The organism is Pseudomonas sp. PS02302 (assembly GCF_029959585.1).
Classification (GTDB): Bacteria; Pseudomonadota; Gammaproteobacteria; order Pseudomonadales; family Pseudomonadaceae; genus Chryseomonas; species Chryseomonas aestiva.
The window spans coordinates 1-26,533 of record NZ_JASCON010000074.1; the positions used below are offsets into that span (position 1 = coordinate 1).

Below are 26,533 nucleotides of genomic sequence, written 5' to 3' on the forward strand. Positions count from 1 at the left end.
CCGGGGGGGTGGGGGCGGTGGCGGGCGCGGGGCCGCCGCCCCGGCGCGCTAAGAGCATCCCTTTGCTGCAAACAGTGCGTCGACCGTCATCAGATATAACTTTTCAGGCTCCCGCGACGTTTGACATCCAGCGTCGCGCAGTGAAAAGAGCCTCCAAAGGTTTGGAAGTGTTTTAACGGACAGAGGACGGTCTTGAATCCCCACTTGCGAAAGGCACTGATCAATGCCTCCTCGTCCCGTTCAACGACGACAGTTCTTTCGTCCAACATCAGTACATTGATGTGAATCCACTTGGAGGTGATGTAAAGCGGATGGTCATCTGGCAGGTTGGATGGCGGAGGATTTAAAATTTCCCAGTCTTTGAAGATGTCAGGGATCTGCGGCACCCAGCCTCTGTTGACAAGTACACGACCTGGTGCCAGTGGCAATATCGTTGTGTCGATATGCATGGGTCCCGGCTCTTCAAACTCATAGATGTGGATGCGATAGTCCGGACCCAGGGTTCTGCGCAGCCATTCGATTCCTTTGTCGTTGGTTACATGGCTACGCTGCCCTATGATGTCGCGGCCTATTTTCATGAAATCGGCAGCGTCAAACAGTGGTTCCGCTTCAGTGATTATGGAATTGAATGGAATCTCCTGATCGAAGTCATAATCCTTTTTCCAAATGTCGTCTTTCAGCATCGGCTTGGGCGCTGAGATCCAGTCGGCACCTCTACTGAAGTAATCGTTCAGGATGTCACGAAAAGCGAAGGTCTCGAAGTAACGGCTGCGCCAGGCCATGGGTACTTCAATGATCTTCTTGCCGATCGCAAAGAGGCAGTCCCTTGGCATGGCGGAGTAGAAGGTGCCACCTGTCGTGAAATGGGGAGTCACTATGGGCTGATGGTGATTGGACTCGTTTGGCCGTTTTACTCTTATGCCCTCGGCTTCCAGGATCCTGGCCAGCGTATTGACTTCCTGCCTGGCTTTGCTGACCAGCTCTTCTGGAAAACGCCGTCCTGAGTAGGTCTGGAAAAAGTCGCTCGATTCCCTGGGGATGATGGCTTTCAGGCCGGTATCCCATTCAGGTACGCGAATATCATCCATTATTCCAACTATGACTTCTTCCAGGGGGTCCCACTCTGTATAGACTTCTACAGGGCTTTCCAGGTTGGAAAAAGATGACGACTCTTCTGTTTGGAATTCCATGGCCAATGGCCTCCGGCAGTAAGTGAAGAGTGTATGTTTGGCGAAAAAATACTGGGTGGCAAGAGCGGCGGTTAAGTAAATATATATTGTCGGATTATAAGATAACGGTATTCCTATATGTTGGCCGAGTGTTGGGGCTAAAAGTGCGGGTGAGTGCGTGTGCCTTCTGCTTAATTGATGCTTATTGTTGGGGTGATGATTTATAGGGCATCTTCCTGGCTGCTGTTGTGTTTTTCTAGAGGGACTGTGGTTGGTGGCTTGATCCGGTCAGGCTATTTGATAAAAAGGAGATGCATTGGTCTGCACGATAGGTGTTGGCGTACATGTAATAAGCGGGGCGAAAATTAATATGCTGGTAGTACTTCTTTGAAGATCATGCGGCAGGCATGTCATGGGGGAGATAGCGGGCATGTTCATGGCTTATTGAAATCGCTCTGGGCGATTCAACGATGCGCGGAGGAGCTTCAGGGCGCTATTGAAGGCTCACCGTGAACGCTGCCCAGGAGGTTGGGCTGCACCTGACCCGCATCGGTACTTTGCGACGCGTAGATTCGCTGGCCAAGGCTGATCGTCGCCCGACTACCTTTCAGAAAATCGGGATAGGCCAGCTCGCCAGCAGCACAAGGGAAGATGGCTCCATCACTGGCGTTGCCCGTCCTGGAGTCGTAGGTAAGTCTTCGGCTTCGCGTGCTCCTGGAAGGGACAGGGCAGCGTGGGTATCGAAAGATCATGAGTGCGCGCCGTCCAACGTTGGCCTGGGCCCTTGCAGCTAGGCCGAAACAAAGAATTCGCTTCAGCCACGCGGTTGTTGGTTTACTGGGCCAACACGTGATCGGGTGGACGGCAATGAGTATTGCCAGGGGAGGACTGGCCCGCTGCGCTTCCGGCCTCTCAGCGATACATCAGTGCCCGGTTAGGCGCCAGTCCGAATGCCGCTTGCGCTAAGCGGTCTGGTTGCGCACGGCCAAGGGTGCCGAGGTGCGTCTGGATGCGGCCGCAGGGTCTGCGGTCGCGTTAAAGGATCACCTTGTCCTTCAGCTTTTCCGCAGCCAGTTGCAGCGCCTGAATGACCCGGTCCTTGTCGTAGTTCTGGATGTTGTTGGTGTCCAGGTACATGGAGAAGCCCGGCAATTCGTGCTCGACGTAGCTGGGGGAGGCGCCCAGGTCGCGGCGGAAGTCCACTACCTGGTAGATCTGCACCGGCTTGCTGAAGCCCTTGACGGTAATCCAGCTCTTGTCGCGGCACATGATGGTTTCCTTGACCAGCGAATAGGTCTCGTGGCTGATCAGGATCTCGCCAGCGTCGGCGGCGTTTTCCAGGCGGCTGGCCAGGTTCACTTCGCGACCGATGATGGTGTAGTCCATGCGCGTGCTGGAGCCGAAGTTGCCGACCGTGCAGTAACCGGTGTTCAGCCCCATGCGGATCTCCAGGGGCTTGTTGATGCCCTGGCTGCGCCACTGCTGGCGCAGGACCTTCATGTGCTTGCGCATGGCGATGGCCATGGAGACCGCGGCCACGGCGTCCTTCTTGGCGCCCTGGCTGTTGGCATCGCCGAAGAACACCATCACGCAGTCACCGACGAACTTGTCGATGGTGCCACCGTACTTGACGGCGATCTTCGACATCTCGTTGAGGTAGTTGTTGAGCATGTCGGTAAGGGCTTCGGCTTCGAGTTCTTCGGACAGCTCGGTGAAGCCCTTGATATCGGAGAAGAACACCGTGAGCTTCTTGCGCTGGGTGCCCAGGGCGATGTGCTGCTTGCCGGTGAAGATGGATTCCCAGACCTGCGGCGAGAGGTACTTGGCCAGGTTGTGCGCCAGGATCGCCGACTTTTCCTGCTCGCGCTTGAGGTCGTCGTTGATCTGGATCAGGCGCTTGCGCTGCCGGTGCAGGAAGTAGCCGGTGCCCCAGAGGTGCAGCATGGTGCCCACCACGCTGGTGACCGCCACCAGCAGGGGGCTGGTGAGGTCGACACCCTGAAAGAAGGTGGCACTGCCCAGCGCCGCGGCACTGGTGGCGAACAGCAGGCAGAGACCGAGCAGGCGCGGACCGCCGCGCAACATGCTGGTGTAGCCGAGCATGAACAGCAGCATCAGGGTGGGCATCAGCGGGAAGCGCAACACCACCGCGGCCATGCCGACATGAATGGCGTCTATGGCGGCGAGCAGGATATCGGTCTGGGAACCCCGGTCGCGCCGGAGCTTGATGCTCAGGGTCTGGGCCACGTGCGGATAGAGCAGGGCGTAGGGGATCAGCCAGAGGCCCACGGCTTCGGCCTGGACGTAGTAACCCGCAGTGACGCTGGCGGCGGCAATCAGATAGGCGAATACCCGGGCGTAGTAGACGCCCAGGCTGTCACCGGACGCTGCGAGGAACCGGTTGAGCGCAAACTTCATCTGTCGGGTCCGTTTCGAAAAAGGCGAGAGGTCGGGATAACTCCGTTCGCGACGATGAAAGCGGCCGGGTTTTCTTGCATTGGCGATCTTAGCCGACCGCCCCGGTAGCGGCCAAGATTGTCGGCCATTCCGCTGCTGTGACAGCCAAATTCGGCAGTCATCCCTGGGTTACACTGCGGCATCTTTACAGGAGAGACGCTATGGATGCCCTCGCAGCCCTTTGCAATCGCGCCTCGGTCGGTCGCCTGACCGAGCCAGGTCCGACCACCGAGCAACTCGAAATCCTGCTGCGCGCCGCGGACCGGGCGCCGGACCACAAGCTGCTGCGCCCCTGGCGGCTGATCCTGGTGGCCGGCGAGGGCCGCACCGCGCTCGGCGAGCTCTATGCCGACGCCCTGCGCCGCCGCGAGCCCGACGCGGATGCGGCGGCCCTGGACAAGGCTCGGCGCATGCCGCTGCGAGCGCCCCTGGTGATCGCCGTCGTTGCCACCCTGCAGGAGCACCCCAAGGTGCCCGTCCAGGAGCAGATCATTACCGCTGGCTGCGTTGCCCACGGCCTGGTCAACGCGGCCTTCGCCCTGGGACTGGGGGCGGTCTGGCGCTCCGGTGACTTCAGCTACGACCCCTGGGTGCTGCAGGGGCTCGGGTTGGCCGAAAACGAACAGCTGGTGGGCTACATCTACCTGGGCACGCCGGAGGTGGCGCCGCGCGTCCCGGCGCCGCGTGATCTGAGCGCGCAGGTCAGCCATTGGCCAGGACCGGCCTGAGCGGCAGGATGACGGTGGCGAGAAAGCCGCCGTCCGGGTGATTGCTCAGCTGCAGCTCGCCTCCATGGCGCTCGATGGCGCGCCGGGCGATGGCCAGGCCGAGGCCGTAGCCAGTGGCGTGCTGTTGATCCGAGCGGAAGAAGGGCTCACCCAGGCGCGGCAGGTCGGCTGTCTTGACCCCCGGGCCGTAGTCGCGCACCTGTATGCGGACCTCGCCCTTCGCTGCCATCGCCGAAATGACAATGGGCTGCGCGGGTGGATTGAAGCGCAGCGCATTGCGCAACAGATTGTCCAGCGCGCGTTCCAGCACTTCCGGCCAGCCATCCAGCCGCAGGGAGGTGGGCACGTCAAGTTCCACGCGCTGCTGGGGCGCGCTGAGCTGGGCATCCTCCACCAGGCCTTCCACCAGCGGATGCAATTCCAGTTGCTCGGGTGGACCCGGGTCGGCTTCCTGGCGGGCGAGGGCGAGGATCTCGCCGATCAGGGTTTCCAGGCGATCGCATTCCAGGGTCAGCCGCGGCCACATGTTGCCCAGGTCACGGGGATCGGAGCGTTCGGCCAGCGCCAGGGCGATGCGCAGCCGCGCCAGCGGTGAACGCAATTCGTGGGACACGTCGCGCAGCAGCTGGCGCTGGCTGTCGATCAGGCGCTGCAGGTGGGCGCCCATGCGATTGAAGTCCTCGGCCAGCACGCCCAGTTCGTCCTTGCGCCGGGCGAGGCGGGCCAGGGTGTCCTGCTGATAAGCAGTCTGGCCGAGGTCGTGGACGGCGCGGCGCAGATGATTGAGCGGTCGGGTCAGACTCAGGGTCAGCAGCAGGCTGAACAGGGTCAGCACCACGGTGGCGATGGCCAGCATGCCGACCGGCCAGAACAGGCTCTGCCGGCGCCAGGCACCCAGCTCGGGCGTCGGCAGGTGGTAGATGAACAGGTAGTTCTGGCCGCTCGGACTGGTGTATTCGTCGGTCAGGCGTCGCCAGGGCAGCGGCCGGTTGGGATCGCGGGCGCCGGGGCCGGGACGTTGCTGCCGCTGGGGCTGGTCGAGATCCTGGTCGAAGATGCGCGGTGGCAAGGTGCCGCGCACCAGGGGCGAGCCGTTCTCGCCCAGCACCAGCACATCGATGCCGTAGCGGCCCTTGCGCTGTTCGAGCAAGCCCTGGGCGGCGTCGGGACCGTCGTTTTCATAGCGTTGCACCCATTGTTCGGGAAGATCGCGCAAGCCGGGGTGCTGCGCGAGGATCCAGGAATCCTGGTCGGCCAGGTGGCCGAGCAGCATGGTCAGGCCCACCGCGGAAAGGATGGCCAGCCAGAAGGTGGCGAAGATGCGCCAGAAGAGGGAACGAAAAACCATGCGGTCGCCTTAGAAGCTGCTCAACGTCTGCTGTGCGTCGGCCAAACGGCGTTGAAAATGCCCTGGAAGGCCAGCCCCGTCCGAAAGCTCATTTGCCACTCTTACACGCGGCTTCCTCGGTTATTTTCGGGCCTGGTTTGTTTCTCGCTCGCGAGACGTTGGGCAGTTTTTCGGTCAGACGCTGCGCCGAGGACCGTCGGCGCAGCGATCGGGGATTACGAGGACTTGTGGTCCTGCTTCCACTGCTGGAATTCCGCCCACTCCTTGGCGCGATCCTCGCGCTTCTTTTCCATTTCGTCGAAGCGCTTCTGCTGATCGGGCTTGAGCAGGGCGCGAATGGACTGACGGGTCTTGTCGCGATTGCCATCCAGCTGATCGTGCAGGGCCTTGCGCTGATCCTCGGGCAGCTTGTCGAGGTAGCTTTTGACGATCTCGCGCTGCTGCTGGCGTTCCTCGCCCATCAGCTTGCCGACCTGCTCGCGTTGCTCGGGCGTCAGCTTGAGACCGCGCAGGGGGCCATCGCCACGCGGGCCACCGTCCATCAGCTTGCCGTGGGGCGGCGGGGTGATGTCGGTGCTGTCCTGGGTCGCGGCCAGGGTCAGGGTCGGCAGCAGGGCAGCGAACAGCACGGCGGGCATGAGTTTGCGCATCGGGAAATCTCCTTGGGATGACCGGTGCAATACCGGATGAGCCCAGTCTAGGAGCAGGGGAGTCAGTGGCGGTCAGCGGGCGTAAAGAGGGGGTAAAGGCTGCGCGGAGGGCTAGACGCTGTAGTAGTAGCCGCGGCCGCGCAGAGCGAGGATGCGCGGGCGCCCGTCGGCATGGCTGCCGAGCTTGCGGCGCAGATTGCTGACGTGCATGTCCAGACTGCGATCGTAGAGCGTCAGCTTGCGTCCGAGGGCTGCCTGGGCCAGCGCCTGCTTTTCCAGGGGTTCGCCCGGCTGGCGCAGCAGGGCTTCGAGGATGCGACTCTCGGTAAGGGTCAGGGTGATCTCGGTTTCGCCGATGTTGGCGACGCCCCGTGCCAGACTCAGCGACAGATCGCCCAGCTGCAGGCGGGCCGCGGGTTGGGCCGGATGGCTGCGCCTGAGGATGGCTCTCAACCGTGCGGTGAGCTCGCGCGGATCGCAGGGTTTGGCCAGATAGTCGTCGGCGCCCAGTTCCAGGCCAAGGATGCGGTCCAGCGGCTCGCCACGTCCCGACAGCATCAGCACGGGCAACTGCGGATGATCGCTGCGCAACTGCTTGAGCAGCTCCAGACCACTGCCGTCCGGCAGCATCACGTCCAGTACCACCACGTCCGGCGTGGCCTCGCGCAGCTGGATGCGGGCATCGCTGCCGGCATGGCAGGCGGTGACTTCGAAGCCTTCCTGTTTCAGCCAGGCGCCAAGCAGCTCGCACAGCTCCTGGTCGTCATCGATCAGCAGTATCTGGCTCATGGGATCAGTCTCGCGGTTCATCCATGGGTTGCAGATGGCGCGCCAGATAGAGGCCCTGGCCGAGCATGAACACCAGGGTCATCGCCAGACTGCCGAAGACCTTGAAGTCGACCCAGAAGCTTTCGTAGGTGAAGGCCACATAGAGATTCGCGCAACCGCAGACGATGAAGAAGATGATCCAGGCGATGTTCAGGCGCGTCCAGATCGGCGCCGGCAGGCGTACCGCATGGCCCAGCATGCGCTGAATCAACGGCTTGTCGCCGATGAACTGGCTGCCCAGAAAGGCTACGGCGAAGAGCCAGTTCACCACCGGTGCCTTCCATTTCAGGAAGGTCTCGCTATGGAAGGCCAGGGTCATGCCGCCAAACACCAGGCAGGCGATCAGTGTCAGCCACTGGCTCTTTTCCAGCCGGCGCTGGGTCGCGAAGATCGCGCCATAGACCACCAGGGACGCGATGATCAGGACCGCGGTGGCACTGAAGATGCCGCCCAGGGTAAAGGCATGCCCGGCGAATTCCAGCGGACGCGGATCGAGCTTGTAGACCAGGAAGAACAGGAGCAGGGGGATGAAATCGATGAATTGTTTCATTAACGCAGCCGATAGCAGTGCATCGCGGCATAATACCTGATGAAGCCGGAGGAGAAAGCCATGCGTATCGACCTGCACTGTCATACCACCGCATCGGACGGCGCCTTCGCGCCCGCCGAGGTGGTCAGACGAGCCCACGAGCGCGGGGTGCAGCTGCTGGCCATCACCGATCACGACACCCTGGACGGCTACGCCGAAGCCCTGGAAGCTGCGGACGGCCTGGGTCTGCGCCTGCTCCCCGGCATCGAAATGTCCTGTACCTGGGGCGGCGCCACGCTGCATGTGCTCGGCTACAACTTCGCCCCTGAGGCGCCGGAGCTGAATGCCGCCCTGGAAACCCTGCACGAAGGTCGCTGGGAGCGCGCCCGGGAAATCGACCGGCGGCTGGCGGCCAAGGGCATGCCCGGCACCCTGGAAGGGGCTCGCGCGGTGCAACTGGCCCTGGGCGACAGTCGCAATGCACCGGCCCGGCCGCATTTTGCCGAATACCTGGTGCAGGCCGGCCATGTCGCGGACCGCGGCGATGCCTTTCGCAAGTGGCTCGGCGGCGGCAAGCTCGGCGACGTCAAGCAGCATTGGCCGACCCTGGCCGAGACCCTGGCGACGCTCAAGGGCGCCAAGGCCTGGATCAGCCTGGCACATCCGCTGGCCTATGGCTTCACCCGCACCAAGTTGCGCAAGCTGATCGGCGAATTCGTCAGCGGCGGCGGCCATGCCATCGAGGTGGTCAACGGCGTGCAGCCGGCGGAGCAGGTCGGCACCCTGGCAATTCTGGCGCGGGAATTTGGTCTGATGGTCAGTGCGGGCAGCGATTTCCATGCGCCGGCCGAGTGGTCGGAGCTGGGTATGTATCGTCCGTTGCCCGAAGATCTGCCGCCCCTGTGGGCGCGCTTCAGTCAACCGCTATACCCTCAGATTCGGGAACCCCAATGAGCCAGTTCATCGAAATTCATCCGCAGAATCCCCAGCCGCGGCTGATTCGTCAGGCCGTGGAAATCATCCGGTCCGGCGGTGTCATCGCCTATCCCACCGATTCGTCCTATGCGCTGGGCTGCCGTATCGGCGAGAAGAGCGCGGTGGAGCGGATCCGCCGCATCCGCCAGCTCGACGACAAGCACAACTTCACCCTGGTGTGCTGCGATCTTTCCGAGCTGGGCATCTATGCCAAGGTGGATACCAGTGCCTTCCGCCTGCTAAAGGCCTATACCCCCGGGCCCTACACCTTCATCCTCAATGCCACCCGCGAAGTGCCGCGCATGCTGCTGCATCCCAAGCGGCGCACCATCGGCGTACGGGTGCCCCAGCATCCCATCACCCTGGCGCTGCTGGAGGCCCTGGGCGAGCCCTTGATGAGCGTGAGCCTGATCCTGCCGGGGGATGACGAAGCCCTGGGCGATGCCTGGGAGATCCGCGAGCGTCTCGAGCATTTCGTCGACCTGGTGATCGAAGGCGGTCCGGGTGGCTTGCAGCCGTCCACCGTGATCAGCCTGGCCGATGACGAACCGGAAGTGATCCGGGTCGGTGCCGGGGATCCGACGCCCTTCATGATCGAAGCATGAGCGAAGCCCTGGACCCCCAGCTGCTCGAACCCGAGCAGCTGCGCCTGGCGCTGGTCTATGGCGAGGCCTTCACCGAGCTGCCCCAGGACCTCTATATCCCGCCGGATGCCCTGGAGGTCTTTCTCGAAGCCTTCGAAGGCCCCCTCGACCTGCTGCTCTATCTGATCCGCAAGCAGAACATCAATATCCTCGACATCCCGGTCGCCGAGATCACCCGGCAGTACATGAGCTATGTCGAGCTGATGAAGGCGGTGCAACTGGAACTGGCCGCCGAGTACCTGCTGATGGCGGCGATGCTGGCGGAGATCAAGTCGCGCATGCTGCTGCCGCGCGCGGAAGGCCTGGACAATGAGGAAGAGGACCCGCGCGCCGAACTGATCCGCCGCCTGCAGGAATACGAGCGCTTCAAGAAGGCCGCCGAGGATCTCGATGACCTGCCGCGCGAAGGCCGCAACTTCGTGGTGCCTACCTTGCCGGCGCCGGATGCACGGGCGCGCAAGCTGTTGCCCGAAGTGGACCTGGGCGAGTTGCTGCTGGCCATGGGCGAGGTCCTGCGCCGCGCCGACCTGTTCGAGAGCCACCAGGTGACCCGCGAGGTGCTGTCCACCCGCGAGCGCATGAGCCAGGTGCTGGAGCGCCTCAAGGAGGGTGCCTTCGTGCCCTTCGTGGCGCTGTTCACCCTGGATGAAGGCCGGCTCGGCGTGGTGGTGACCTTCATGGCCATTCTCGAGCTGGTCAAGGAATCCCTGGTGGAACTGGTGCAGAACGAGCCCTTCAGCCCCATCCATGTCCGCGCCCGGGTCAGAGAGGCCGACGGGGAAGGGATCGCTCAGGCATAGGCCAGGGCGGCCGTCGCGGCGGCGCTCTTGCGCTTACCCACCAGCAGCTGGGCACCTTCACCCGCCGCGGCCAGGGCCGCGGCTTCAGCCACGCTGGGGCTGCCGGTGTGCTGCAATACCAGATCGCTGGCGGCAGTTATGCCGCGCTCTTGCGCCAGACGCTCGGCGGTGAAGCCGTGCAGAGGCAGCTGCCAGCGCTGGGCGAGGGCGCGCAGTCCACGTTCCTCGAGTCGACTCGCAACGGTAGCCAGTGCGGTCAGCGCAGTGCGATCGCACCGGGCTTCCTGCAAGACCCCGAGCGCCAGCTCGGCGAGTTCGTCCAGCGAACAGCCCTGGCGGCAGCCGAGACCCAGGACCAGGGCCATCAGCCGTGAATGCCCTTGGGGCGCGACGAAGCGTGCCTGTCCAGTCCGGGGCCAGAACAGCACCGCGGGCAAGGGGCGAGCGGGCTGGCGGCGGGGTGCCAGGCCGAAGTGTCGGTCTGGCTCAAGGTGGCGAAGGCGCGCGTGATGGCGATCATGGCAGGTCTTGAGGCGGAGGAAGGCAGGCGGTGGCTCGCCCTTGGCGACCGCTTCGAGCAGACCACGCGCCTCGTCCGCCGGTCAAGCCTGGCGGATTGACACCCTGGCGGGGCGCTCGTAGCCTGTCGCGTTCCGAGGTGCTCTTGTCGGCAAGAGCTTGAAAGGGAACGCGGTGCGATACCGCGGCTGCCCCCGCAACTGTAAGCGGCATCTTCAGCCACTCCACCAGGCCACTGCTCACGCGGGAAGGCCGGAGCCGGGCGCCGCGAGCCAGGAGACCTGCCTCGTCACGCTTCGAACACGCAACCGGGCGGGGTGATCCGGGCTGCCACCAGGGCCTCGCCGTCATGCGGGCGTCCGGCATGCCTGCCCGTCTTTTTTCGCTTTTTCTCTAAGGGCAGCCCATGAAAACCCTGGCCAAGACTCCCGTCACCATCGTTACCGGCTTCCTCGGTTCCGGCAAGACCACCCTGCTGCGGCACATGCTCGACCACGCCGCAGGCCGGCGCATCGCGGTGATCGTCAACGAATTCGGCGAGTTGGGCATCGACGGCGAGATCCTCCGCCAGTGCAGCATCGGCTGTAGCGAGGAAGAGGCCCAGGGCCGCGTCTTCGAATTGGCCAATGGCTGCCTGTGCTGCACCGTCCAGGAAGAATTCTTTCCGGTGATGAAGGAGCTGGTGGCGCGGCGGGGCGACATCGACCACATCCTCATCGAAACCAGCGGCCTGGCCCTGCCCAAGCCCCTGGTGCAGGCCTTCCAGTGGCCGGAGATCCGCACCGCCTGCACCGTGGATGCGGTGATCACCGTGGTCGACAGCCCGGCGGTGGCGGCCGGCACCTTCGCCGCCCATCCGGAGCAGGTGGATGCCCAGCGTCGGCAGGACCCCAACCTCGACCATGAATCGCCGCTACACGAGTTGTTCGAAGATCAGCTCGCCAGTGCCGATCTGGTGATCCTCAACAAGGCCGACGGCCTGGACGCCGAGGCCCTGGCTCGCGTACGTGCCGAGGTGAGCGAAGAGCTGCCGCCGGCGGTCAAGGTGGTGGAAGCCAGTCGGGGCGTACTGCCCCTCTCGGTGCTGCTGGGCCTGCAGGCCGAGTCCGAGGCCCATATCGACAGCCGTCCGACCCACCACGACCTCGAAGGTCATGAAGACCATGACCACGACGAATTCGACTCCTTTGGCGTCGCCTTGCCCGAAGTGGCGGAAGCGACCCTGCTGGCGGCCCTGACCGAGGTGGTCAAGCGTCATGGCGTCCTGCGGGTGAAGGGCTTCGCCGCCATTGCTGGCAAGCCGCTGCGGCTGCTGGTGCAGGGTGTCGGCACCCGCTTCGACAAGCACTTCGACCGTGCCTGGAAGACCGGCGAGACCCGTAGCACCCAGCTGGTGCTGATCGGTCAGGAGCTGGACCAGGCGGCCATCACCGCCCAGTTGCGCGCCGCGGTGGCCTGACCCCAGATGCATCTGCTGCGTACCCAGCCGGGCGGTTTCGTCCCAGACGATGGCATCGCCCATTTGGCGCAGACACCGGGCGAGATCGTCGTGCTCTGCAGCGGCGATTCGCACCTGGCGCTGCTGGCCGAGGCGACCCGTAGCCTGGACGAGCGCTATCCCAGTCTGCGCCTGGCCAATCCCATGCAGCTGCAGAACCACGCCTCGGTGGATCTCTATGTCGAGGAGGTGCTGAGCCAGGCGCGGGTGGTGTTCATCTCCCTGCATGGCGGCCAGGGTTACTGGCGCTATGGCATGGAGCGGCTGGCCGAGCTGGCCGCGCGGGGGCTGACCCTGATCGCGGTGCCCGGTTGCGATCGGCCCGACCCGGAACTGATGGCCCTGGGTACGGTGGCGCCCGAGCTGGCCGAACGGTTGTGGCGCTATCTGCGCCAGGGCGGCCTGGGCAATGCGCGGGATTTCCTGCATTGCCTGGCCAGCGAGTGCCTGGATGCCCAGTACAACTACCAGCCGCCGCGGGAATTGCCGCGGGTGGCTGTCTATCACCCTGAAGGCCTGAGCCTGGATGGCTGGCGCCAGCGCTGGCGACCGGACTGGCCTGCCGTGGCGCTGCTGTTCTACCGCACCCACCTGCAGTCGGCCAACACCGCCTTCGTCGATGTCTTCTGCCAGCAGCTGGAAGCCCAGGGCCTGAATCCGCTGCCCATCGCCGTGGCCAGTCTCAAGGAGTCGGCCTGCCTGGAAGAGGTGGAACGGCTGCTGGACGAGACCGCTACGGCGCTGATCCTCAATACCACAGGTTTTGCCCAATCCAGTCCGGAACGACCGAATCTGACGCCGTTCCGCCGGCCGGTGCCGGTCCTCCAGGCCATCTGCGCCCAGGACAATCGCGAACGCTGGCAAGAGAATCCCCAGGGGTTGGGCGCCCGCGACCTGGCCATGCATATCGCCCTGCCGGAACTGGACGGGCGCATCATCACCCGGCCGATCAGTTTCAAGGGCCTGGCCTGGCGCTGCGAGCGCAGTCAGAGCGACGTGGTCAACTACCAGGCCGATGGCGAGCGCATGGCCTTCGTCGCGCGGCTGGCGCGCAGCTGGATCGAACTGGCGCAGCGGCCTGCCGCGGACAAGCGCATCGCCCTGATCCTGGCCAACTATCCGACCCGCGACGGCCGTATCGGCAACGGCGTCGGCCTGGATACCCCGGCGGCGGCGCTCAAGGTGCTGCAGGCGCTGCAGTCGGCCGGCTACCCGGTGGCCAATCTGCCTGAAAGCGGGACCGCCCTGATCGAGCGCCTGCTCGGTGGGGTGACCAACGACAGCGCCCTGCGCGATCTGCGCCCGGCCCTGCAGAGTCTGGCGCTGCAGGACTACCAGGCGTTGTTCGCCCAGTTGCCAGAGCGTCTGCAGCAGGCGGTGACCGAGCGCTGGGGCGGGCCCGAGGCCGATCCCATGCACCGTCGGGGTCGGCTCATGGTGGCCGGGGTGCGCTTCGGTCTGACCTTCGTCGGCATCCAGCCGGCGCGTGGCTATGACGTTGATCCGGCGGCGGTCTATCACGATCCTGCGCTGGTGCCGCCCCATGGCTACCTGGCCTTCTATTTCTGGCTGCGCGAGGCCTATGGCGCCCAGGCGGTGGTGCATCTGGGCAAGCACGGCAATCTGGAGTGGTTGCCGGGCAAGGGCGTCGGGCTGTCGGCGGAGTGTTGGCCGGACGCCATCCTCGGACCGCTGCCCAACGTCTACCCCTTCATCGTCAACGATCCGGGCGAGGGCGCCCAGGCCAAGCGGCGCACCCAGGCGGTGATCATCGACCACCTGATGCCGCCGCTGACCCGCGCCGAGAGCTACGGACCGCTGCGCGACCTGGAACGCCTGGCCGACGAATACTATGACGCCAGTCTGCTGGACCTCCGACGCGCCACCGAATTGCGCGGCGAGATCCTGCAGCTGGTCCGTGAAACCGCCCTGGATCGCGAACTGGGGCTGCTGATCACCGACGATCCGGACAGCTGGCTGCCGCAGCTGGACGCCTATCTCTGCGACCTCAAGGAGTCCCAGATCCGCGACGGCCTGCATGTGTTCGGTGAATCCCCGACCGGCCAGCTGCGTCGCGATACCCTGGTGGCCCTGCTGCGCATTCCCCGGGGCGATGCCCAGGGCGCCAATGCCAGCCTGCTGCGAGTGCTGGCCAAGGACCTGCAGCTGGGATTCGATCCCCTGGCCGCCGACCTCGGCGCGCCCTGGCAGGGACCGCGTCCGGCGTGCCTGGAGGGCCTGTCGAGCGAACCCTGGCGCACCCTGGGCGATACCCGCGAGCGACTGGAGCTCCTGGCCCTGGCCCTGGTGGCCGCGACCGTCGATGGCGAGCCGCTGCCGTTGGCGCTGGACGAATTGCCCGCCACCCGGCTGGTGCTGGAGCATCTGGTCGGCCAGGTCGCGCCGGCCCTGGACGGCTGCGGTCCCGCTGAAATCGGCGGCCTGCTGAGGGCACTGGAGGGGCGTTTCGTCCCCGCCGGACCCAGCGGCGCGCCGAGTCGCGGGCGGCTGGACGTGCTGCCCACCGGGCGCAACTTCTTTTCCGTGGACGTGCGCAACCTGCCGAGTATGACCGCCTGGCGGCTGGGCTGGCAGTCGGCCAACCTGCTGTTGGAGCGCCATCTGCAGGAGGAGGGCGATCATCTGCGCCAATTGGGTCTTTCGGTCTGGGGCACGGCGACCATGAGGACCGGCGGCGACGATATCGCCCAGGCGATGGCCCTGCTGGGCGTGCGCCCGGTATGGCAGATCGGCAGTGCCCGGGTCGAGGACTTCGAGATCCTGCCGCTGTCGCTGCTGGATCGGCCGCGGGTGGATGTCACCCTGCGCATCTCCGGCTTCTTTCGCGATGCCTTCGGTGGGCTGGTCAGGCTGTTCGATGCCGCCGTCCAGGCGGTCGCCGCGCTGGACGAGCCGGACGATCTCAACCCCCTGGCCGCCCAGGTGCGCCGCGAGCGCGCTGCCCTGGAAGCGGCGGGTACCGCGGCCGATCTGGCGCGCCGTCAGGCCGGCTGGCGCATCTTCGGCGCCCAGCCCGGCGCCTATGGCGCCGGCGTCCAGGGCGCGGTGGAAGAGCGCCAGTGGCAGGACCGTAGCGAGCTGGCCACCGCCTATCTCAATTGGGGTGGCTATGCCTATGGCGCCGAGGATGACGGCACCGCCGCCCGTGACGACTTTTCGCGTCGCCTGGGTCGCCTGCAGGCCGTACTGCAGAACCAGGACAACCGTGAGCACGACCTGCTCGATTCCAACGACTATTACCAGTTCCAGGGCGGCATGCTGGCCGCTGCCGAGACCCTGAGCGGCCAGCGGCGTGCCAGCTACTTCGGTGACCATGCCCAGGCCGATCTCCCCAGGATTCGTACCCTGAAGGAAGAACTGGGCCGCGTCGTGCGCTCCCGGGCGGCCAATCCCAAGTGGATCGCCGGCATGAAGCGCCACGGCTACAAGGGGGCCTTCGAGATGGCCGCCACCGTGGACTACCTGTTCGGCTTCGGCGCCACCACCGAGCTGGTCGAGGATCACCATTACCGGCAGCTGGCCGATGCCTATCTGCTCGATGCCGATACCCGCGACTTCGTCGAAAGACACAATCCCGAGGCGCTGCGCGACATGACCGAGCGCCTGCTGGAAGCCCAGCAACGTGGCCTCTGGCAGGCGCCAGGCGACTACCGCGAAGCCCTCGAACAGCTGTTGATGGATATGGATGAAGCCTGAGATGACCGCCCCTGTCTTTCCGCTGGCCGCCGTGGTCGGCGCCGAGTTCCTGAAACTGGCGCTGTGTCTCAACGCCATCGATCCCCGTATCGGCGGCGTATTGATCGAAGGACCGCGGGGCATGGCCAAGTCGACCCTGGCCCGGGGCCTGGCCGATCTGCTCGGCGGCGGTCCCTTCGTGACCCTGCCGTTGGGTGCCAGCGAAGAGCGCATCGTCGGCACCCTGGACCTGGACGCTGCGCTGGGCGAGGGCCGGGCCCGCTTCGCACCAGGCGTGCTGGCGGCTGCCGATGGCGGCGTGCTCTATGTGGACGAGGTCAATCTGCTGCCCGATCACCTGGTGGATCTGCTGCTGGACGTGGCGGCCAGTGGGGTCAACCGGGTGGAGCGCGACGGCATCTCCCACGAGCACGCCGCTCGCTTTCTGCTGGTAGGCACCATGAATCCGGAAGAGGGCGAGTTGCGTCCGCAGTTGCTGGATCGCTTTGGCTTCGCCCTGGCGCTGGACAGCCGGCCGGCACCCCGGGAGCGGGCCGAGATCCTGCGCCGCCGCCTGGCCTTCGACAACGATCCGCCAGCTTTCAATGCCCAGTGGGAACCAGCCCAGGCGGAGCTGCGGCAGCGCTGCGCCGCGGCCCGTGCGCGGTTGGCGGACATCCCGCTGGACGATGCCGCGCTGGAAGCCATCACCGCAGTCTGTCACCAGGCCGGGGTCGATGGCCTGCGCGCCGATCTGGTCTGGTTGCGCGCAGCGCGCGCCCATGCTGCCTGGCGCGGCGCGCGGGCGATCGAAGACCCCGATATCGCCGCAGTGGCCGAATTCGCCCTGCGCCATCGGCGCCGCGAGTTACCGGACACTCCAGCAGTAATACCACCCCTTGAAGATAATTCAGCTGCTGATACTCCGGAGCAGGAGCCTGGCGATCAACAGCGACAGGGTGAGGCCGAGCCTACGGAAGGTGAGGGCGATAGCTGGGGTGCCCTGGCGCCGGAGCCCACCGCGACGGGCCCCAGACGCCGCTTGAGCGCGGCAAAAAAGCCCTAGGCGTCCGATCACCTCATGCCCCGGATCGTGATGCCCGAAGCGGGACGGGCAAGGCCCTGGGCGGGCGTCAAGGCGCCCGTTCGCCGGGCACGGCAGGTGCCATCGCCTGGGTGCCGACGCTGCTCCGGGGGCGTCCGCGCCACGCTGGCGATCTCTTGCGGCAACCGCGACGGCAGCGCCCGGCGCAACTCTGGCTGGTGATCGTCGATCACTCCGCGTCCACCCGCCGCCACGGCGCCCTGGCCCAGGCCAAGGGCCTGCTGGCCGACTGGTTCGAACAGGCCTATCGCCAACGCGTCAGGGTCGCGGTCCTGCAGGCGGCAGGGGAGCGACCGGAATGGTCGTTCCAGGGTCAGCGCAGCGGTCAGGCATTGCAGGCCTGGCTGGAGCAGCTGGGAGCGGGAGGCGGAACGCCCTTGCGGGCAGGCCTGGCGGAAGCTCAGCAATGGCTGCGAAGTCGTCGGCGGCAGCATCCTGGCGAGGAGTGCCAGCTGCTGCTGGTCACTGATGGACGCTTACGTGACCTGGAAGCGCTGGCGGTGCCGGACTGTCCTGTCCAGGTGCTGGATATCGAACTGGGGCCGCTGCGCCTGGGACGCGCCGAGGAACTCGCCCGCTGCCTGGGCGCCCAATACCGGCACCTGGAAGAGGTGCCGGTGGTCTAGCCAACCTACCGATCTGGCGTAGGTTGGGTTGAGACGGCTCCATCGTCGAAGCCCAACATTGAGGAACTCGAGCCTCACGCTGTTGGGCTTCGCTCTGCTCAACCCAACCGGCCTTTCTGGCGTAGGTCGGGTTGAGACGGCTCCATCGTCGAAGCCCAACATTGAGGAGCTGGAGCCTCACGCTGTTGGGCTTCGCTGCGCTCAGCGCCAACCTACCAGAAGACCTTGGGCCTCAATGCCCGCCCTTCATGGCCTTGACCAGGGTATCCACGTTGTAGCGGAACATGGCCGCATAGGTCGCAGCGGGGCCGTCTGCCGGCGATAGCGCCTCGACGTACAGCTCACCACCCGGTTGGGCGCCGCTGGCCTTGGCGATCTGCTGCACCAGGCGCGGATCGTTGGAGTTCTCGAAGAAGTAGGTGGCGACATGCTCCTGCTTGATCTGGCGGATCAGCTTGGCGACGTCCTGGGCGGAGGCTTCGGCCTCGGTCGACAGACCCAGCGGCGAGATGAAGGTCACGCCATAGGCGTCGGCGAAATAGCCAAAGGCATCGTGGGAGGTCAGCACCTTGCGCTTCGCCTGGGGGACCTGACCGATCTGTTCGCGGGCGTAGCGATCCAGGGCTTCCAGTTCGGCGATGTAGCGATCACTGTTGACCTTGAAGGTGGCAGCCTGCGCCGGATCCGCCGCGGACAGCGCCTTCACCACATTGCGGGTGTAGACGACCACGTTGAGCGGGTTGTTCCACACATGGGGATCGATGCCGCCATGGTCGTGATCGTGGTCGGCGTGGCCGTGTTCATCCTCGTCGTCCGCCAGCTCGCGGGTCTTGATCCCTTCGCTGAGCACCACCGGCGGGCGCGCCTGGCCGGAGGCCTTGATTAGGCGATCCATCCAGCCTTCCAGGTGCAGACCACTCATGAACACCACATCGGCCTGTTTCAGCGCCTGGGCATCGGTGGGCGTCGGTTCATAGGCATGGGGATCGCCATTGGGGCCGACCAGGGAGGAAACCTGCACCTGGTCGCCACCGACCTGTTTGACCACGTCGGCGATCACGGTAAAGGTGGCGACAGCCTTGACCGGTGCGGCCTGGGCTTGGCCGGCAGCGACGAGCAGCAGGGCGGCGCCCAGGGAAAACAGGGATTTCATGGTGACTCCTTTCAGTGGGTGAGGTGAGGGCGAGGGCGCAGCCGCCGGTAGAGACCCAGGCGACCGAACAGCAGGGAGAGGAGGTAGCAGCCGCCCGCGGTCAGGACGATGGCCGGACCGGAAGCGCAGCCCAGGTGGTAGGACAGCACCAGGCCGACCAGGCCGCTGAGGCTGGCGATCAGGCTGGCCACCGCCATCAGTCCGGGCAGGCTGTTGGCCCAGAAGCGCGCCGCGGTGGCCGGCAGCATCATCAGGCCCACCGCCATCAGGGTGCCCAGCGCCTGGAAGCCAGCCACCAGGTTGAGCACCACCAGCAGCAGGAACAGCAGGTGATAGAGCGAGCCGCGCCCGCCCACCGCGCGCAGGAAGCCGGGATCGAAGCACTCCAGTGCCAGCGGCCGGTAGATCACCGCCAGCATCACCAGCGACAGGGTGGCGATGCCCGCGACCAGGTAGAGCGCCGTGGCGTCGATGGCCAGGATGGTGCCGAACAGCACATGCAGCAGATCCACACTGGAGCCGTGCAGTGACACGATCAGCACCCCGGCGGCCAGGGAGATCAGGTAGAAGCTGGCGAAGCTGGCATCCTCGCGCTGGCTGGTGAAGCGGCTGACCAGGCCGGCGAGTCCGGCCACCAGGAGTCCGGCCAGCATCCCGCCGATGCCCATGGCCGGCAGCGACAGGCCGGCAACCATGAAGCCCAGGGCCGCGCCTGGCAGCACGGCGTGACTCATGGCATCGCCCACCAGACTCATGCGCCTGAGCATCAGCAGGACGCCCACCGGACCGGCGCCCAGCGCCAGGGCCAGGCAGGCCACCAGGGCGCGGCGCATGAAGCCGAATTCGACGAAGGGTTCGAAAACCAGTTGATAGAGGGTCATGCGCGCTCACAGACCGCCGCATTGGCGTCCCAGTGCTCGGCGAGATTGCGAGCGCGAGCCAGATGCTCGCTGACCAGCACCTGCTCGGTGGCGCCCCAGGCGATGGCTTCCCGGGCCAGCAGCAGGGTCTCGGGGAAGTGCTGGCGAACCTGCTCCAGGTCGTGCAGCACGGCGATCACCGTGCGGCCCTGGCCATGCCAGCGACGGACGATGGTCAGCAGGTCCGCGGTTGTACGGGCATCGATGGCGGTGAAGGGCTCGTCCAGCAGCAGCACCGGCGCATCCTGCAACAGCAGCCGGGCGAACAGCACCCGCTGGAATTGTCCGGAGGACAGGGCGCCGACCAGGCGATCCTCGAGGCCTTCGAGGCCGACCGCCTGCAACGCCCGGGAGGCTTCCTCGCGATGGGCGGCGGTGACCCCGCGCCAGGCGCCCAGGCCGCGCCAGGCGCCCAGTATCACGGTCTCCAGCACGCTCAAGGGGAAGCTGCGATCGATCTCCGCGGCTTGCGGCAGATAGCCCAGCCGGCGCTGGGGCACGGACCGGTCCACCCGGCCACTGACCGGTCTCAGGGTGCCGGCGATGGCCTTGAGCAGGGTGGACTTGCCCGCTCCATTGGGGCCGACGATGGCGGTCAGACTGCCCGTCCGGAAGCGACCACTGAGATGATGGATGGCCGGATGCCGCTGATAGGCCAGGGTCAGGTCCTGAAGTTCGATGGCGGCGCTCATGGCAGGGCGACCGCCCAGAGCACAGCCAGCCAGAGCGCGACCAGCGGGATGGCGGCGAGCAACAGCCGAACGGGTACGGAAAGGAGGAGGAGGGACGCGCGGGGGGATGCCATGACTGAGCCTTGAATGACGTGCAAAAGTTATAACATAACAAGTGCCGCAGCGTCATCTGGCTGTCTTTGGCGAATCACGCCAGGCGTGCAGGGCTGGCGTCTATCGCAGGATGCTCCCCGCCCCGCGCGAGGGGCAGGGTAGCAGCGCCTCGTCAGGCCGCCTGGGTCTCCGCCATCCGCTGCTCCAGCCGTTGCAGGAAATTGAGCAACAGCACCTCTTCCTCCTTGAGTCCCTTGCGCTTGCGCGGTTTGGGCAGGGTGCAGAGGTCGCCGGCGAGGAAGGCATCCAGCACGCCCGGATGGATGTAGCACTTGCGGCAGACCGCCGGGGTGTTGCCCAGGGTGCGGGATACCGCCTTGACCATGTCCACCAGCTCTTTCTTGGCGTCGGTCTGGGTTTCGCAGCGCAATTCGCGCAGGGCTTCCAGGGCCAGGGCGCTGCCGGCCCAGGTGCGGTAGTCCTTGGCGGTGAAATCGGCGCCCGTGAGTTCGTGCAGGTAGGCGTTGACGTCGGACGAGGTGACGGTATGGCGCTCGCCATCGCTGTCCACGTACTGGAAGAGGTGCTGGCCAGGCAACTCCAGGCATTTCTTCACGGTTCGCGCCAGCCGCGGATCGCTGACCTTGATGTCATGCTCCACCCCGCTCTTGCCACGGAAGTGAAAAGCGATGGTGTTGCCATGGACCTCGGCATGCCGGTTGCGCAGGGTGGTGAGGCCATAGGACTTGTTGCTCTTGGCGTACTGGGCGTTGCCGACCCGGATCAGGGTCGCGTCGAGCAGGCTGATGACCGTCGCCATGACCTTTTCCCGACACAGGCCGCGCCGGGCGAGATCCTCTTCCACCCGCTGCCGCAGCTTGGGCAGGGCCTGCCCGAACGCCAGCATCCGCTCGTACTTGTCGGTATCGCGGATCTCGCGCCAGCGCGGGTGGTAGCGGTACTGCTTGCGGCCGCGGGCGTCGCGTCCGGTGGCCTGCAGATGGCCATTGGCGTCCGGGCAGATCCAGACATCGGTATAGGCCGGCGGGATGGCCAGCTTGTTGATGCGCTCGACTTCCGCCTGATCGCGGATGCGTTCGCCGTCAGGGGCGAAATAAGCCCATTTGCCACGTAGCTTGCGTCGGCTCAGGCCCGCCTGGCAGTCATCGACATAGTTGAGATCGGGCGGCAAGGGCGTGCAAAGGGCGGTACCGGTGTCATCACGCTCATCGGCGGGGATGGGCAGGTCGGTCTGGGCGAGGCGTTGCATTACTTTCGAGACTTTCGAGCGAGAGGTCATGACTGCACCGACAATTTCCTGGTCGAAACGATGGACTCCAGGAGCAGGGACCGGGTTCTCATGACAGCGCTCAAGCCGACCGACGCACAATTGCGCAACGCCTTGCTGGCCAAGGCAGAGGCGCGCCGTCCGGGGACGACCTTCTGTCCGTCGGAGGTGGCGCGCGACCTAGCTGCGGACTGGCGGCCGTTGATGGAGCCCCTGCGCGCTATGGCGCGTGAACTGGCGCGCGAAGGTCGCCTGCAGGTGACGCAGAAGGGCGACGCCCTGGATGCCGAAGCACCTTGGCATGGCCCGATCCGCTTAAGCCTGGCTTAATCGGCGTTTAAGTTTCGATTAATGGCGGATCGCTACTCTGGACCCAGATCAAACAGCAACCAGAGAGAATCACCATGAAAAAGCTTACCGCCCTCGCGACTGCCGCCCTCCTGCTTACCGGCATGGGCGTCGCCCAGGCCCGGGATCTCGGCCCCGACGAAGCCCTCAAGCTGCGTGACAGCGGCAAGATCAAGAGCTTCGAGGTGCTCAACCAGGCCGCCATCGCCAAGCATCCGGGCTCGACGACCCACGAGACCGAACTGGAAGAAGAATACGGCCGCTACATCTACCAACTGGAACTGCGTGACCCCAAAGGTGTGAAATGGGATCTGGAACTCGACGCCACCACTGGCGAAGTCCTGAAAGACCAGCGCGACGACTGACCGTCGGGCTCGCCGGGCTGGTGCTGCTCGGCAGCCTCTCGCCCCTGATCCAGGCCCGTGACCTGGATCAGGATGAGGCGCTCAAGCTGCGCAAGGAAGGCGTGATCCGACCGCTGGAAAGCCTGCTGCAGCGAGTCAACGAACGCTATCCCCAGGCGCGGCTGCTGGAAGCCGAACTGGAAGAGGAGGACGGCCAGTATCGCTACGAGATCGAGATCCTCGTCGGCGATGTCGTCCGCGAACTGGAAATCGGCGCGATGGATGGCGCCATCATGAAGGATGAGGTTGACGACTAGATGCGCCTGTTGCTGGTGGAAGACGATGTGGCCCTGGCCGACGAGATCACGGCGTTCCTCACGCGGCAGGGCTATGCCATCGACTGGCTGGCCGATGGCCGCGACGCCGCCTGGCAGGGCGCCCAGGAACCCTATGACCTCATCGTTCTCGACCTGGGCCTGCCCGGCCGGCCCGGGCTGGAGGTGCTTGGGGAGTGGCGTGCAAAGGCGCTGGCGACTCCGGTCCTGATCCTGACCGCTCGCGACAGCTGGGCGGAGCGCATCGACGGCCTCAAGGCCGGGGCCGATGACTACCTCACCAAACCCTTCCACCCCGAAGAACTGGGCCTGCGCATCGCCGCCTTGCTGCGGCGGGTGCGCGGCGTGGCCAACCAGCCGCTGCTGCAGGCCGCCGGACTCGCGCTCGACGAGGCGCGCCAATGCGTGGTGCGTGGCAGTGAAACCATCGCCCTGAGTGCGGCGGAATTTCGCCTGCTGCGCTGCTTCCTGCTGCATCCCGGGCAGATCCTGTCGAAGACGCGGCTCAACGACCATCTCTACGACGGCGAGAGCGAGCGCGACTCCAATGTCATCGAGGTCCACGTCAATCATCTGCGGCGCAAGCTGGGGCGCGCGGTCATCGAGACGCGGCGCGGCCAGGGCTACCGCCTGGGCGGTGTCGATTGAAATCCATCCAGGCCCGGCTCAGGGTCGGGCTGGTGGCCATCCTGCTGGTGGCCGGTTTGGTGCTGGTGCTGGGGGGAGCCTGGCTGGTGGACCATGCCTTGCGCCGTTATCTGGAAACCGGTCTGCGCGGTGAGACGGAGAACCTGCTCGCCGCCCTGGTGCGCGGTCCCCATGGCCTGCAACTGGATGAGGGCCGGCTGGGCAGTCTCTATACCCGCCCGCTGTCCGGCCGCTACTTTCTCATCGAGATCCCGACGCTGGATATCCGCTGGCGCTCGCGCTCGCTGTGGGACGCCCAACTGGAAGCGCCATCCGGCACCGGCCTGAGCGAGAGCCTGGCGGACGGCCCCAGTGGCCAGCGGCTGCTCGCCTACCGCGCCGATTACCAGCGCTACGGCCAGACGGTGCAGGTAACGGTCGCCGACGACTACAACCCCCTGCTGAGCAATCTGACGCGCATCCTCGCGTTCGGTGGCCTGCTGGGGCTGGCGACCCTGCTGCTGGTCCTGCTGCTGCAACGGCTGATCGTGCGCCGGGCGCTGCGCCCGCTGGAGCAGGTGCGCGAGCAGATCGCCCAGCTGCATCAGGGGCGCCGTTCGACGCTGGACGCCAGCGTGCCGGCCGAACTCGAACCGTTGGTGGGAGAAATGAATGCCCTGTTGCGCCACACCGAAGACGGCCTCAAGCGCGCGCGGCATGGCATTGGCAATCTGGGTCATGCGCTCAAGACCCCGCTGGCGGTGCTGACCAGCCTGGCTGAGCGTCCCGAATTGCAGGCTTTGCCCGAACAGCGCGAGGTGTTGCGCGAACAACTGGGCCGTATCCGCCAGCGCCTGGAGCGGGAATTGCGCCGTGCGCGGCTGGCCGGCGAGGCCCTGCCGGGCGCGCACCTGGACGGCGCCGAGCTTCGCGAGCTCTGCACGCTGCTCAATCGGTTGCATGGCGAGCACTTGCAATTCGAGTGCCGGCTGCCCGCGGGGCTGCGGCTGCCCTGGGACCGGGAAGACCTGCTGGAACTGTTCGGCACCCTGCTGGACAACGCCGGCAAATGGGCGGATCAGCAGGTTCGGCTGGAGGTGGCGCAGGGTGCAGAGGGCTATCTGATCCAGGTCGAGGACGACGGACCCGGTGTGCCGGAAGCCCAGCGCGAGACCATCCTCGATCGGGGTGCCCGGCTGGATGAGGCGGTCAGCGGTCACGGCCTGGGGCTGGGGATTGCCAAGGACATCGTCGACAGCTGCGGCGGAACCCTCGTTCTCGAGACCTCCGGGCTGGGTGGGCTGGCAGTGGTGATCCGGCTGCCGGCGCCAGCGCGTACCCCGTCACTCAGGTGACTCCCTGGTCAAGTTATCGGGCAGGGCGCCGATAACCGCCCAAGCTCTTGCGACCAAGGAGAACCTCGTGAGCCTCAAATTCAAAGTCACCTTACTGGCAGTCCTGCCCGTCTGCCTGTTCACGCTGGTGCTGGGTGGACTGTCCTATTGGGTCTTGCACGAGCAGGCCGCCAGGGACGTCGCCGACGCTCGCGAGCGGCTGATGGTCCAGAGTCGCAGCGCCCTGCAGAACACCGTGGAAGCGGCCATGACCGTGGTCAAGCCGCTGTACGACAAGGCCGCCGCGGGCGATACCGAAGCGCGCAAGGAGGCTATCGGCCTGCTGTCGGCCATCAGCTACGGCAAGGACGGCTACATCTTCGGCTACGATTCCAATGTGGTCCGCCTGTTCAAGGGCAACGATCCGGCCGGTATCGGCAAGAGCTTCAAGGACAATCGCGATCCCAGTGGCCTCTACCTCAACCAGGAACTGGTCCGGGTCGGCAAGGATGGCTCGCATTTCAGCCGCTACAGTTCGTCGCTGCCCGGCAACAAAGACGTGCTGGTGCCCAAGCTCGCCTACACCGACTACCTGCCCAAATGGGATCTGGTGATCGGCTCGGCGGTGAATCTGGATGGCGTGGAGGCCGAGGTCGCCGCCGTGGCTCAGCAGGTCGCCAAACGCACCCAGGACCAGCTCTGGCTGATCTTCGGCGTGGCCGGCGTGCTGCTGGTGGTGATCGGCATCGCCGCGCAGCTGTTTGCCGCCCGCACCCTCAGACCCCTGGCGCAGATCCGGGAGAATCTCGACGACATCGCGGCCGGGGAGGGCGATCTGACCCGCCGCCTGCCGGTCAACGGGCGTGACGAGATCGGTGAACTCGCCGCCGCCTTCAATCGCTTCGTCGATCGCATCCAGGGCACCATCGCCCAGGTCGTCGACATCACCCACCAGTTCACCGGTCTGCTCGACGACGTCGCCCAGCAGGCCCAGCGCACCGATCGCGACATGCAGCGCCAGCGCAGTGAAACCGATCAGGTGGCCACGGCCATCAACCAGATGTCCGCGGCGGCCCAGGAAGTGGCGAGCAGTGCCCTGCAGGCCTCCGAAGCTACCCGTCAGACCGAGGAGAAAGGTCGGCTGGCCCGCGAGACGGTTGCCATCAGCGTGGCGCGCATTCACGAATTGGTCGAGGAGGTACGCCAGAGTAGCGTGTCCCTGGATGGTCTCAAGCAGGACGTGGGCGCCATCGTCGGCGTGCTCGACGTGATTCGCGCCATTGCCGAGCAGACCAATCTGCTGGCGCTCAATGCCGCCATCGAAGCGGCCCGGGCGGGCGAGGCCGGTCGCGGTTTCGCCGTGGTCGCCGACGAGGTACGCGCCTTGGCCAGCCGGACCCAGCAGAGCACCCAGGAAATCCAGGGCATGATCGATCGCCTGCAACAGGCCACCGGCCGCGCGGTCGGGGCCATGGAACGCTCGGGCGGCATGGGCGAGGCCACCACGGCCCAGGCCGAGCAGGCCGGTACCGCCCTGGCCGCGATCAGCGAGCTGATCGCCACCATCAACGCCATGAACAGCCAGATCGCCAGTGCCGCCGAGGAGCAGACAGCGGTGGCCGAGGAGGTCAATCGTAGCGTCCACACCATCGCCAGTGCCGTCGACAGCATGGCCCAGGGTGCCCAGCAGGGCGCGCGCAACACTGCCGGCATGGTCGGTCTGGGTGAGCGCCTGGACGGCCTGGTACGTCAGTTTCGCGTATGATCCCGGGCGGGGCCGGCCCCCCCGGGCCCCCCCGTGGGGGGCGGGTGGGGGGGGGTTTTGGG

26 protein-coding genes, 1 pseudogene and 1 riboswitch are annotated in these 26,533 nt (G+C 65.7%); of the genes and pseudogenes, 16 read left to right on the forward strand and 11 right to left on the reverse strand.

Going from position 1 to position 26,533, the window contains the following annotated elements:
• Positions 1-89: 89 nt before the first annotated feature.
• Together QMX82_RS20235 and QMX82_RS20240 are read right to left on the reverse strand one after the other, a co-directional pair.
• Complete coding sequence (locus tag QMX82_RS20235) at positions 90-1,190, reverse strand: amidinotransferase (RefSeq protein WP_282286941.1); 1,101 nt, start codon at positions 1,188-1,190, stop codon at positions 90-92.
• Between the two features lie 1,014 nt (positions 1,191-2,204).
• On the reverse strand, positions 2,205-3,587 hold the full coding sequence (locus QMX82_RS20240) for an adenylate/guanylate cyclase domain-containing protein (protein WP_282286943.1): 1,383 nt from the start codon (positions 3,585-3,587) through the stop codon (positions 2,205-2,207).
• Positions 3,588-3,787: 200 nt separating this feature from the next.
• Here QMX82_RS20240 and QMX82_RS20245 point away from each other — a divergent pair, with 200 nt between their 5' ends.
• On the forward strand, positions 3,788-4,354 hold the full coding sequence (locus tag QMX82_RS20245) for a nitroreductase family protein (RefSeq protein ID WP_282286945.1): 567 nt from the start codon (positions 3,788-3,790) through the stop codon (positions 4,352-4,354).
• Here the strand turns inward: QMX82_RS20245 and QMX82_RS20250 are convergent.
• The 4 genes from QMX82_RS20250 to QMX82_RS20265 all read right to left on the reverse strand — a co-directional run bounded on the left by QMX82_RS20250 (position 4,329) and on the right by QMX82_RS20265 (position 7,730).
• The gene (locus QMX82_RS20250; protein ID WP_282286947.1) at positions 4,329-5,702 is read right to left on the reverse strand and encodes a sensor histidine kinase; all 1,374 of its coding nucleotides are present in this window, start codon (positions 5,700-5,702) and stop codon (positions 4,329-4,331) included. The two genes, QMX82_RS20245 and QMX82_RS20250, sit on opposite strands and share 26 nt — an antisense overlap.
• A 215-nt stretch (positions 5,703-5,917) precedes the next feature.
• Positions 5,918-6,352 (reverse strand): Spy/CpxP family protein refolding chaperone, encoded by a 435-nt coding sequence (locus QMX82_RS20255; protein WP_058791428.1) that lies wholly within the window; start codon positions 6,350-6,352, stop codon positions 5,918-5,920.
• A 111-nt stretch (positions 6,353-6,463) separates the two neighbouring features.
• The gene (locus QMX82_RS20260; protein ID WP_208691339.1) at positions 6,464-7,141 is read right to left on the reverse strand and encodes a response regulator transcription factor; all 678 of its coding nucleotides are present in this window, start codon (positions 7,139-7,141) and stop codon (positions 6,464-6,466) included.
• 4 nt (positions 7,142-7,145) lie between these two features.
• Complete coding sequence (locus tag QMX82_RS20265) at positions 7,146-7,730, reverse strand: septation protein A (RefSeq protein ID WP_183629893.1); 585 nt, start codon at positions 7,728-7,730, stop codon at positions 7,146-7,148.
• 60 nt (positions 7,731-7,790) lie between these two features.
• Here QMX82_RS20265 and QMX82_RS20270 point away from each other — a divergent pair, with 60 nt between their 5' ends.
• The 3 genes from QMX82_RS20270 to QMX82_RS20280 all read left to right on the forward strand — a co-directional run bounded on the left by QMX82_RS20270 (position 7,791) and on the right by QMX82_RS20280 (position 10,128).
• A complete protein-coding gene (locus QMX82_RS20270) occupies positions 7,791-8,663 on the forward strand; it encodes a PHP domain-containing protein (RefSeq protein ID WP_282286951.1) in 873 nt (290 codons plus the stop codon).
• Positions 8,660-9,289 (forward strand): L-threonylcarbamoyladenylate synthase, encoded by a 630-nt coding sequence (locus tag QMX82_RS20275; RefSeq protein ID WP_158893925.1) that lies wholly within the window; start codon positions 8,660-8,662, stop codon positions 9,287-9,289. The genes QMX82_RS20270 and QMX82_RS20275 overlap by 4 nt, the downstream gene beginning before the upstream one ends.
• A gap of 110 nt (positions 9,290-9,399) precedes the next feature.
• A complete protein-coding gene (locus QMX82_RS20280; RefSeq protein ID WP_208694977.1) occupies positions 9,400-10,128 on the forward strand; it encodes a segregation and condensation protein A in 729 nt (242 codons plus the stop codon).
• Here the strand turns inward: QMX82_RS20280 and QMX82_RS20285 are convergent.
• Entirely contained in the window at positions 10,119-10,493 is a 375-nt protein-coding gene (locus QMX82_RS20285) for a cobalamin biosynthesis protein (protein WP_208691336.1), read from the reverse strand. The two genes, QMX82_RS20280 and QMX82_RS20285, sit on opposite strands and share 10 nt — an antisense overlap.
• A gap of 108 nt (positions 10,494-10,601) precedes the next feature.
• Here QMX82_RS20285 and QMX82_RS20290 point away from each other — a divergent pair, with 108 nt between their 5' ends.
• The 5 genes from QMX82_RS20290 (at position 10,602) to QMX82_RS20310 (ending at position 17,572) form a co-directional block, all read left to right on the forward strand.
• Positions 10,602-10,748, forward strand: a complete 147-nt coding sequence (locus tag QMX82_RS20290; protein WP_282286955.1) for a hypothetical protein — start codon at positions 10,602-10,604, stop codon at positions 10,746-10,748.
• Between the two features lie 19 nt (positions 10,749-10,767).
• A riboswitch (cobalamin riboswitch) is annotated at positions 10,768-10,950 on the forward strand.
• A gap of 103 nt (positions 10,951-11,053) precedes the next feature.
• The gene (gene cobW / locus QMX82_RS20295) at positions 11,054-12,106 is read left to right on the forward strand and encodes a cobalamin biosynthesis protein CobW (protein WP_208691335.1); all 1,053 of its coding nucleotides are present in this window, start codon (positions 11,054-11,056) and stop codon (positions 12,104-12,106) included.
• Positions 12,107-12,112: 6 nt separating this feature from the next.
• Entirely contained in the window at positions 12,113-15,862 is a 3,750-nt protein-coding gene (gene cobN, locus QMX82_RS20300; protein ID WP_208691334.1) for a cobaltochelatase subunit CobN, read from the forward strand.
• A 1-nt stretch (position 15,863) separates the two neighbouring features.
• Positions 15,864-16,907, forward strand: a complete 1,044-nt coding sequence (locus tag QMX82_RS20305; RefSeq protein WP_282286959.1) for an ATP-binding protein — start codon at positions 15,864-15,866, stop codon at positions 16,905-16,907.
• A gap of 56 nt (positions 16,908-16,963) precedes the next feature.
• Positions 16,964-17,572: a vWA domain-containing protein gene (locus QMX82_RS20310; protein ID WP_208694976.1), complete on the forward strand. Its 609-nt coding sequence runs from the start codon at positions 16,964-16,966 to the stop codon at positions 17,570-17,572.
• A gap of 232 nt (positions 17,573-17,804) precedes the next feature.
• Here QMX82_RS20310 and QMX82_RS20315 read toward each other — a convergent pair whose 3' ends face one another.
• The 4 genes from QMX82_RS20315 to QMX82_RS20330 all read right to left on the reverse strand — a co-directional run bounded on the left by QMX82_RS20315 (position 17,805) and on the right by QMX82_RS20330 (position 21,700).
• Positions 17,805-18,725 (reverse strand): metal ABC transporter substrate-binding protein, encoded by a 921-nt coding sequence (locus QMX82_RS20315; RefSeq protein WP_208691332.1) that lies wholly within the window; start codon positions 18,723-18,725, stop codon positions 17,805-17,807.
• Between the two features lie 11 nt (positions 18,726-18,736).
• Positions 18,737-19,606, reverse strand: a complete 870-nt coding sequence (locus tag QMX82_RS20320) for a metal ABC transporter permease (RefSeq protein ID WP_158896644.1) — start codon at positions 19,604-19,606, stop codon at positions 18,737-18,739.
• Positions 19,603-20,337, reverse strand: a complete 735-nt coding sequence (aztA, locus tag QMX82_RS20325) for a zinc ABC transporter ATP-binding protein AztA (RefSeq protein WP_208691331.1) — start codon at positions 20,335-20,337, stop codon at positions 19,603-19,605. Before aztA ends, QMX82_RS20320 begins: the two co-directional genes overlap by 4 nt.
• 265 nt (positions 20,338-20,602) lie before the next feature.
• Entirely contained in the window at positions 20,603-21,700 is a 1,098-nt protein-coding gene (locus tag QMX82_RS20330) for a DNA topoisomerase IB (RefSeq protein ID WP_208691330.1), read from the reverse strand.
• 90 nt (positions 21,701-21,790) lie between these two features.
• Between QMX82_RS20330 and QMX82_RS20335 the strand changes: the two genes are divergently transcribed.
• The 7 genes and pseudogenes from QMX82_RS20335 (at position 21,791) to QMX82_RS26160 (ending at position 26,471) form a co-directional block, all read left to right on the forward strand.
• A complete protein-coding gene (locus QMX82_RS20335) occupies positions 21,791-22,048 on the forward strand; it encodes a DUF3253 domain-containing protein (protein ID WP_208691329.1) in 258 nt (85 codons plus the stop codon).
• Between the two features lie 74 nt (positions 22,049-22,122).
• Complete coding sequence (locus QMX82_RS20340) at positions 22,123-22,431, forward strand: PepSY domain-containing protein (protein WP_158896648.1); 309 nt, start codon at positions 22,123-22,125, stop codon at positions 22,429-22,431.
• A gap of 20 nt (positions 22,432-22,451) precedes the next feature.
• Positions 22,452-22,727 (forward strand): PepSY domain-containing protein, encoded by a 276-nt coding sequence (locus tag QMX82_RS20345; RefSeq protein ID WP_133860636.1) that lies wholly within the window; start codon positions 22,452-22,454, stop codon positions 22,725-22,727.
• Positions 22,728-23,393 (forward strand): response regulator transcription factor, encoded by a 666-nt coding sequence (locus QMX82_RS20350; protein WP_133860635.1) that lies wholly within the window; start codon positions 22,728-22,730, stop codon positions 23,391-23,393.
• Positions 23,390-24,727: an ATP-binding protein gene (locus QMX82_RS20355; protein WP_282286970.1), complete on the forward strand. Its 1,338-nt coding sequence runs from the start codon at positions 23,390-23,392 to the stop codon at positions 24,725-24,727. Before QMX82_RS20350 ends, QMX82_RS20355 begins: the two co-directional genes overlap by 4 nt.
• Positions 24,728-24,854: 127 nt before the next feature.
• Positions 24,855-25,613: pseudogene (locus QMX82_RS26155) on the forward strand (cache domain-containing protein); the annotation flags it as partial.
• A gap of 102 nt (positions 25,614-25,715) precedes the next feature.
• A complete protein-coding gene (locus QMX82_RS26160; protein ID WP_442969403.1) occupies positions 25,716-26,471 on the forward strand; it encodes a methyl-accepting chemotaxis protein in 756 nt (251 codons plus the stop codon).
• Positions 26,472-26,533 lie beyond the last annotated feature (62 nt).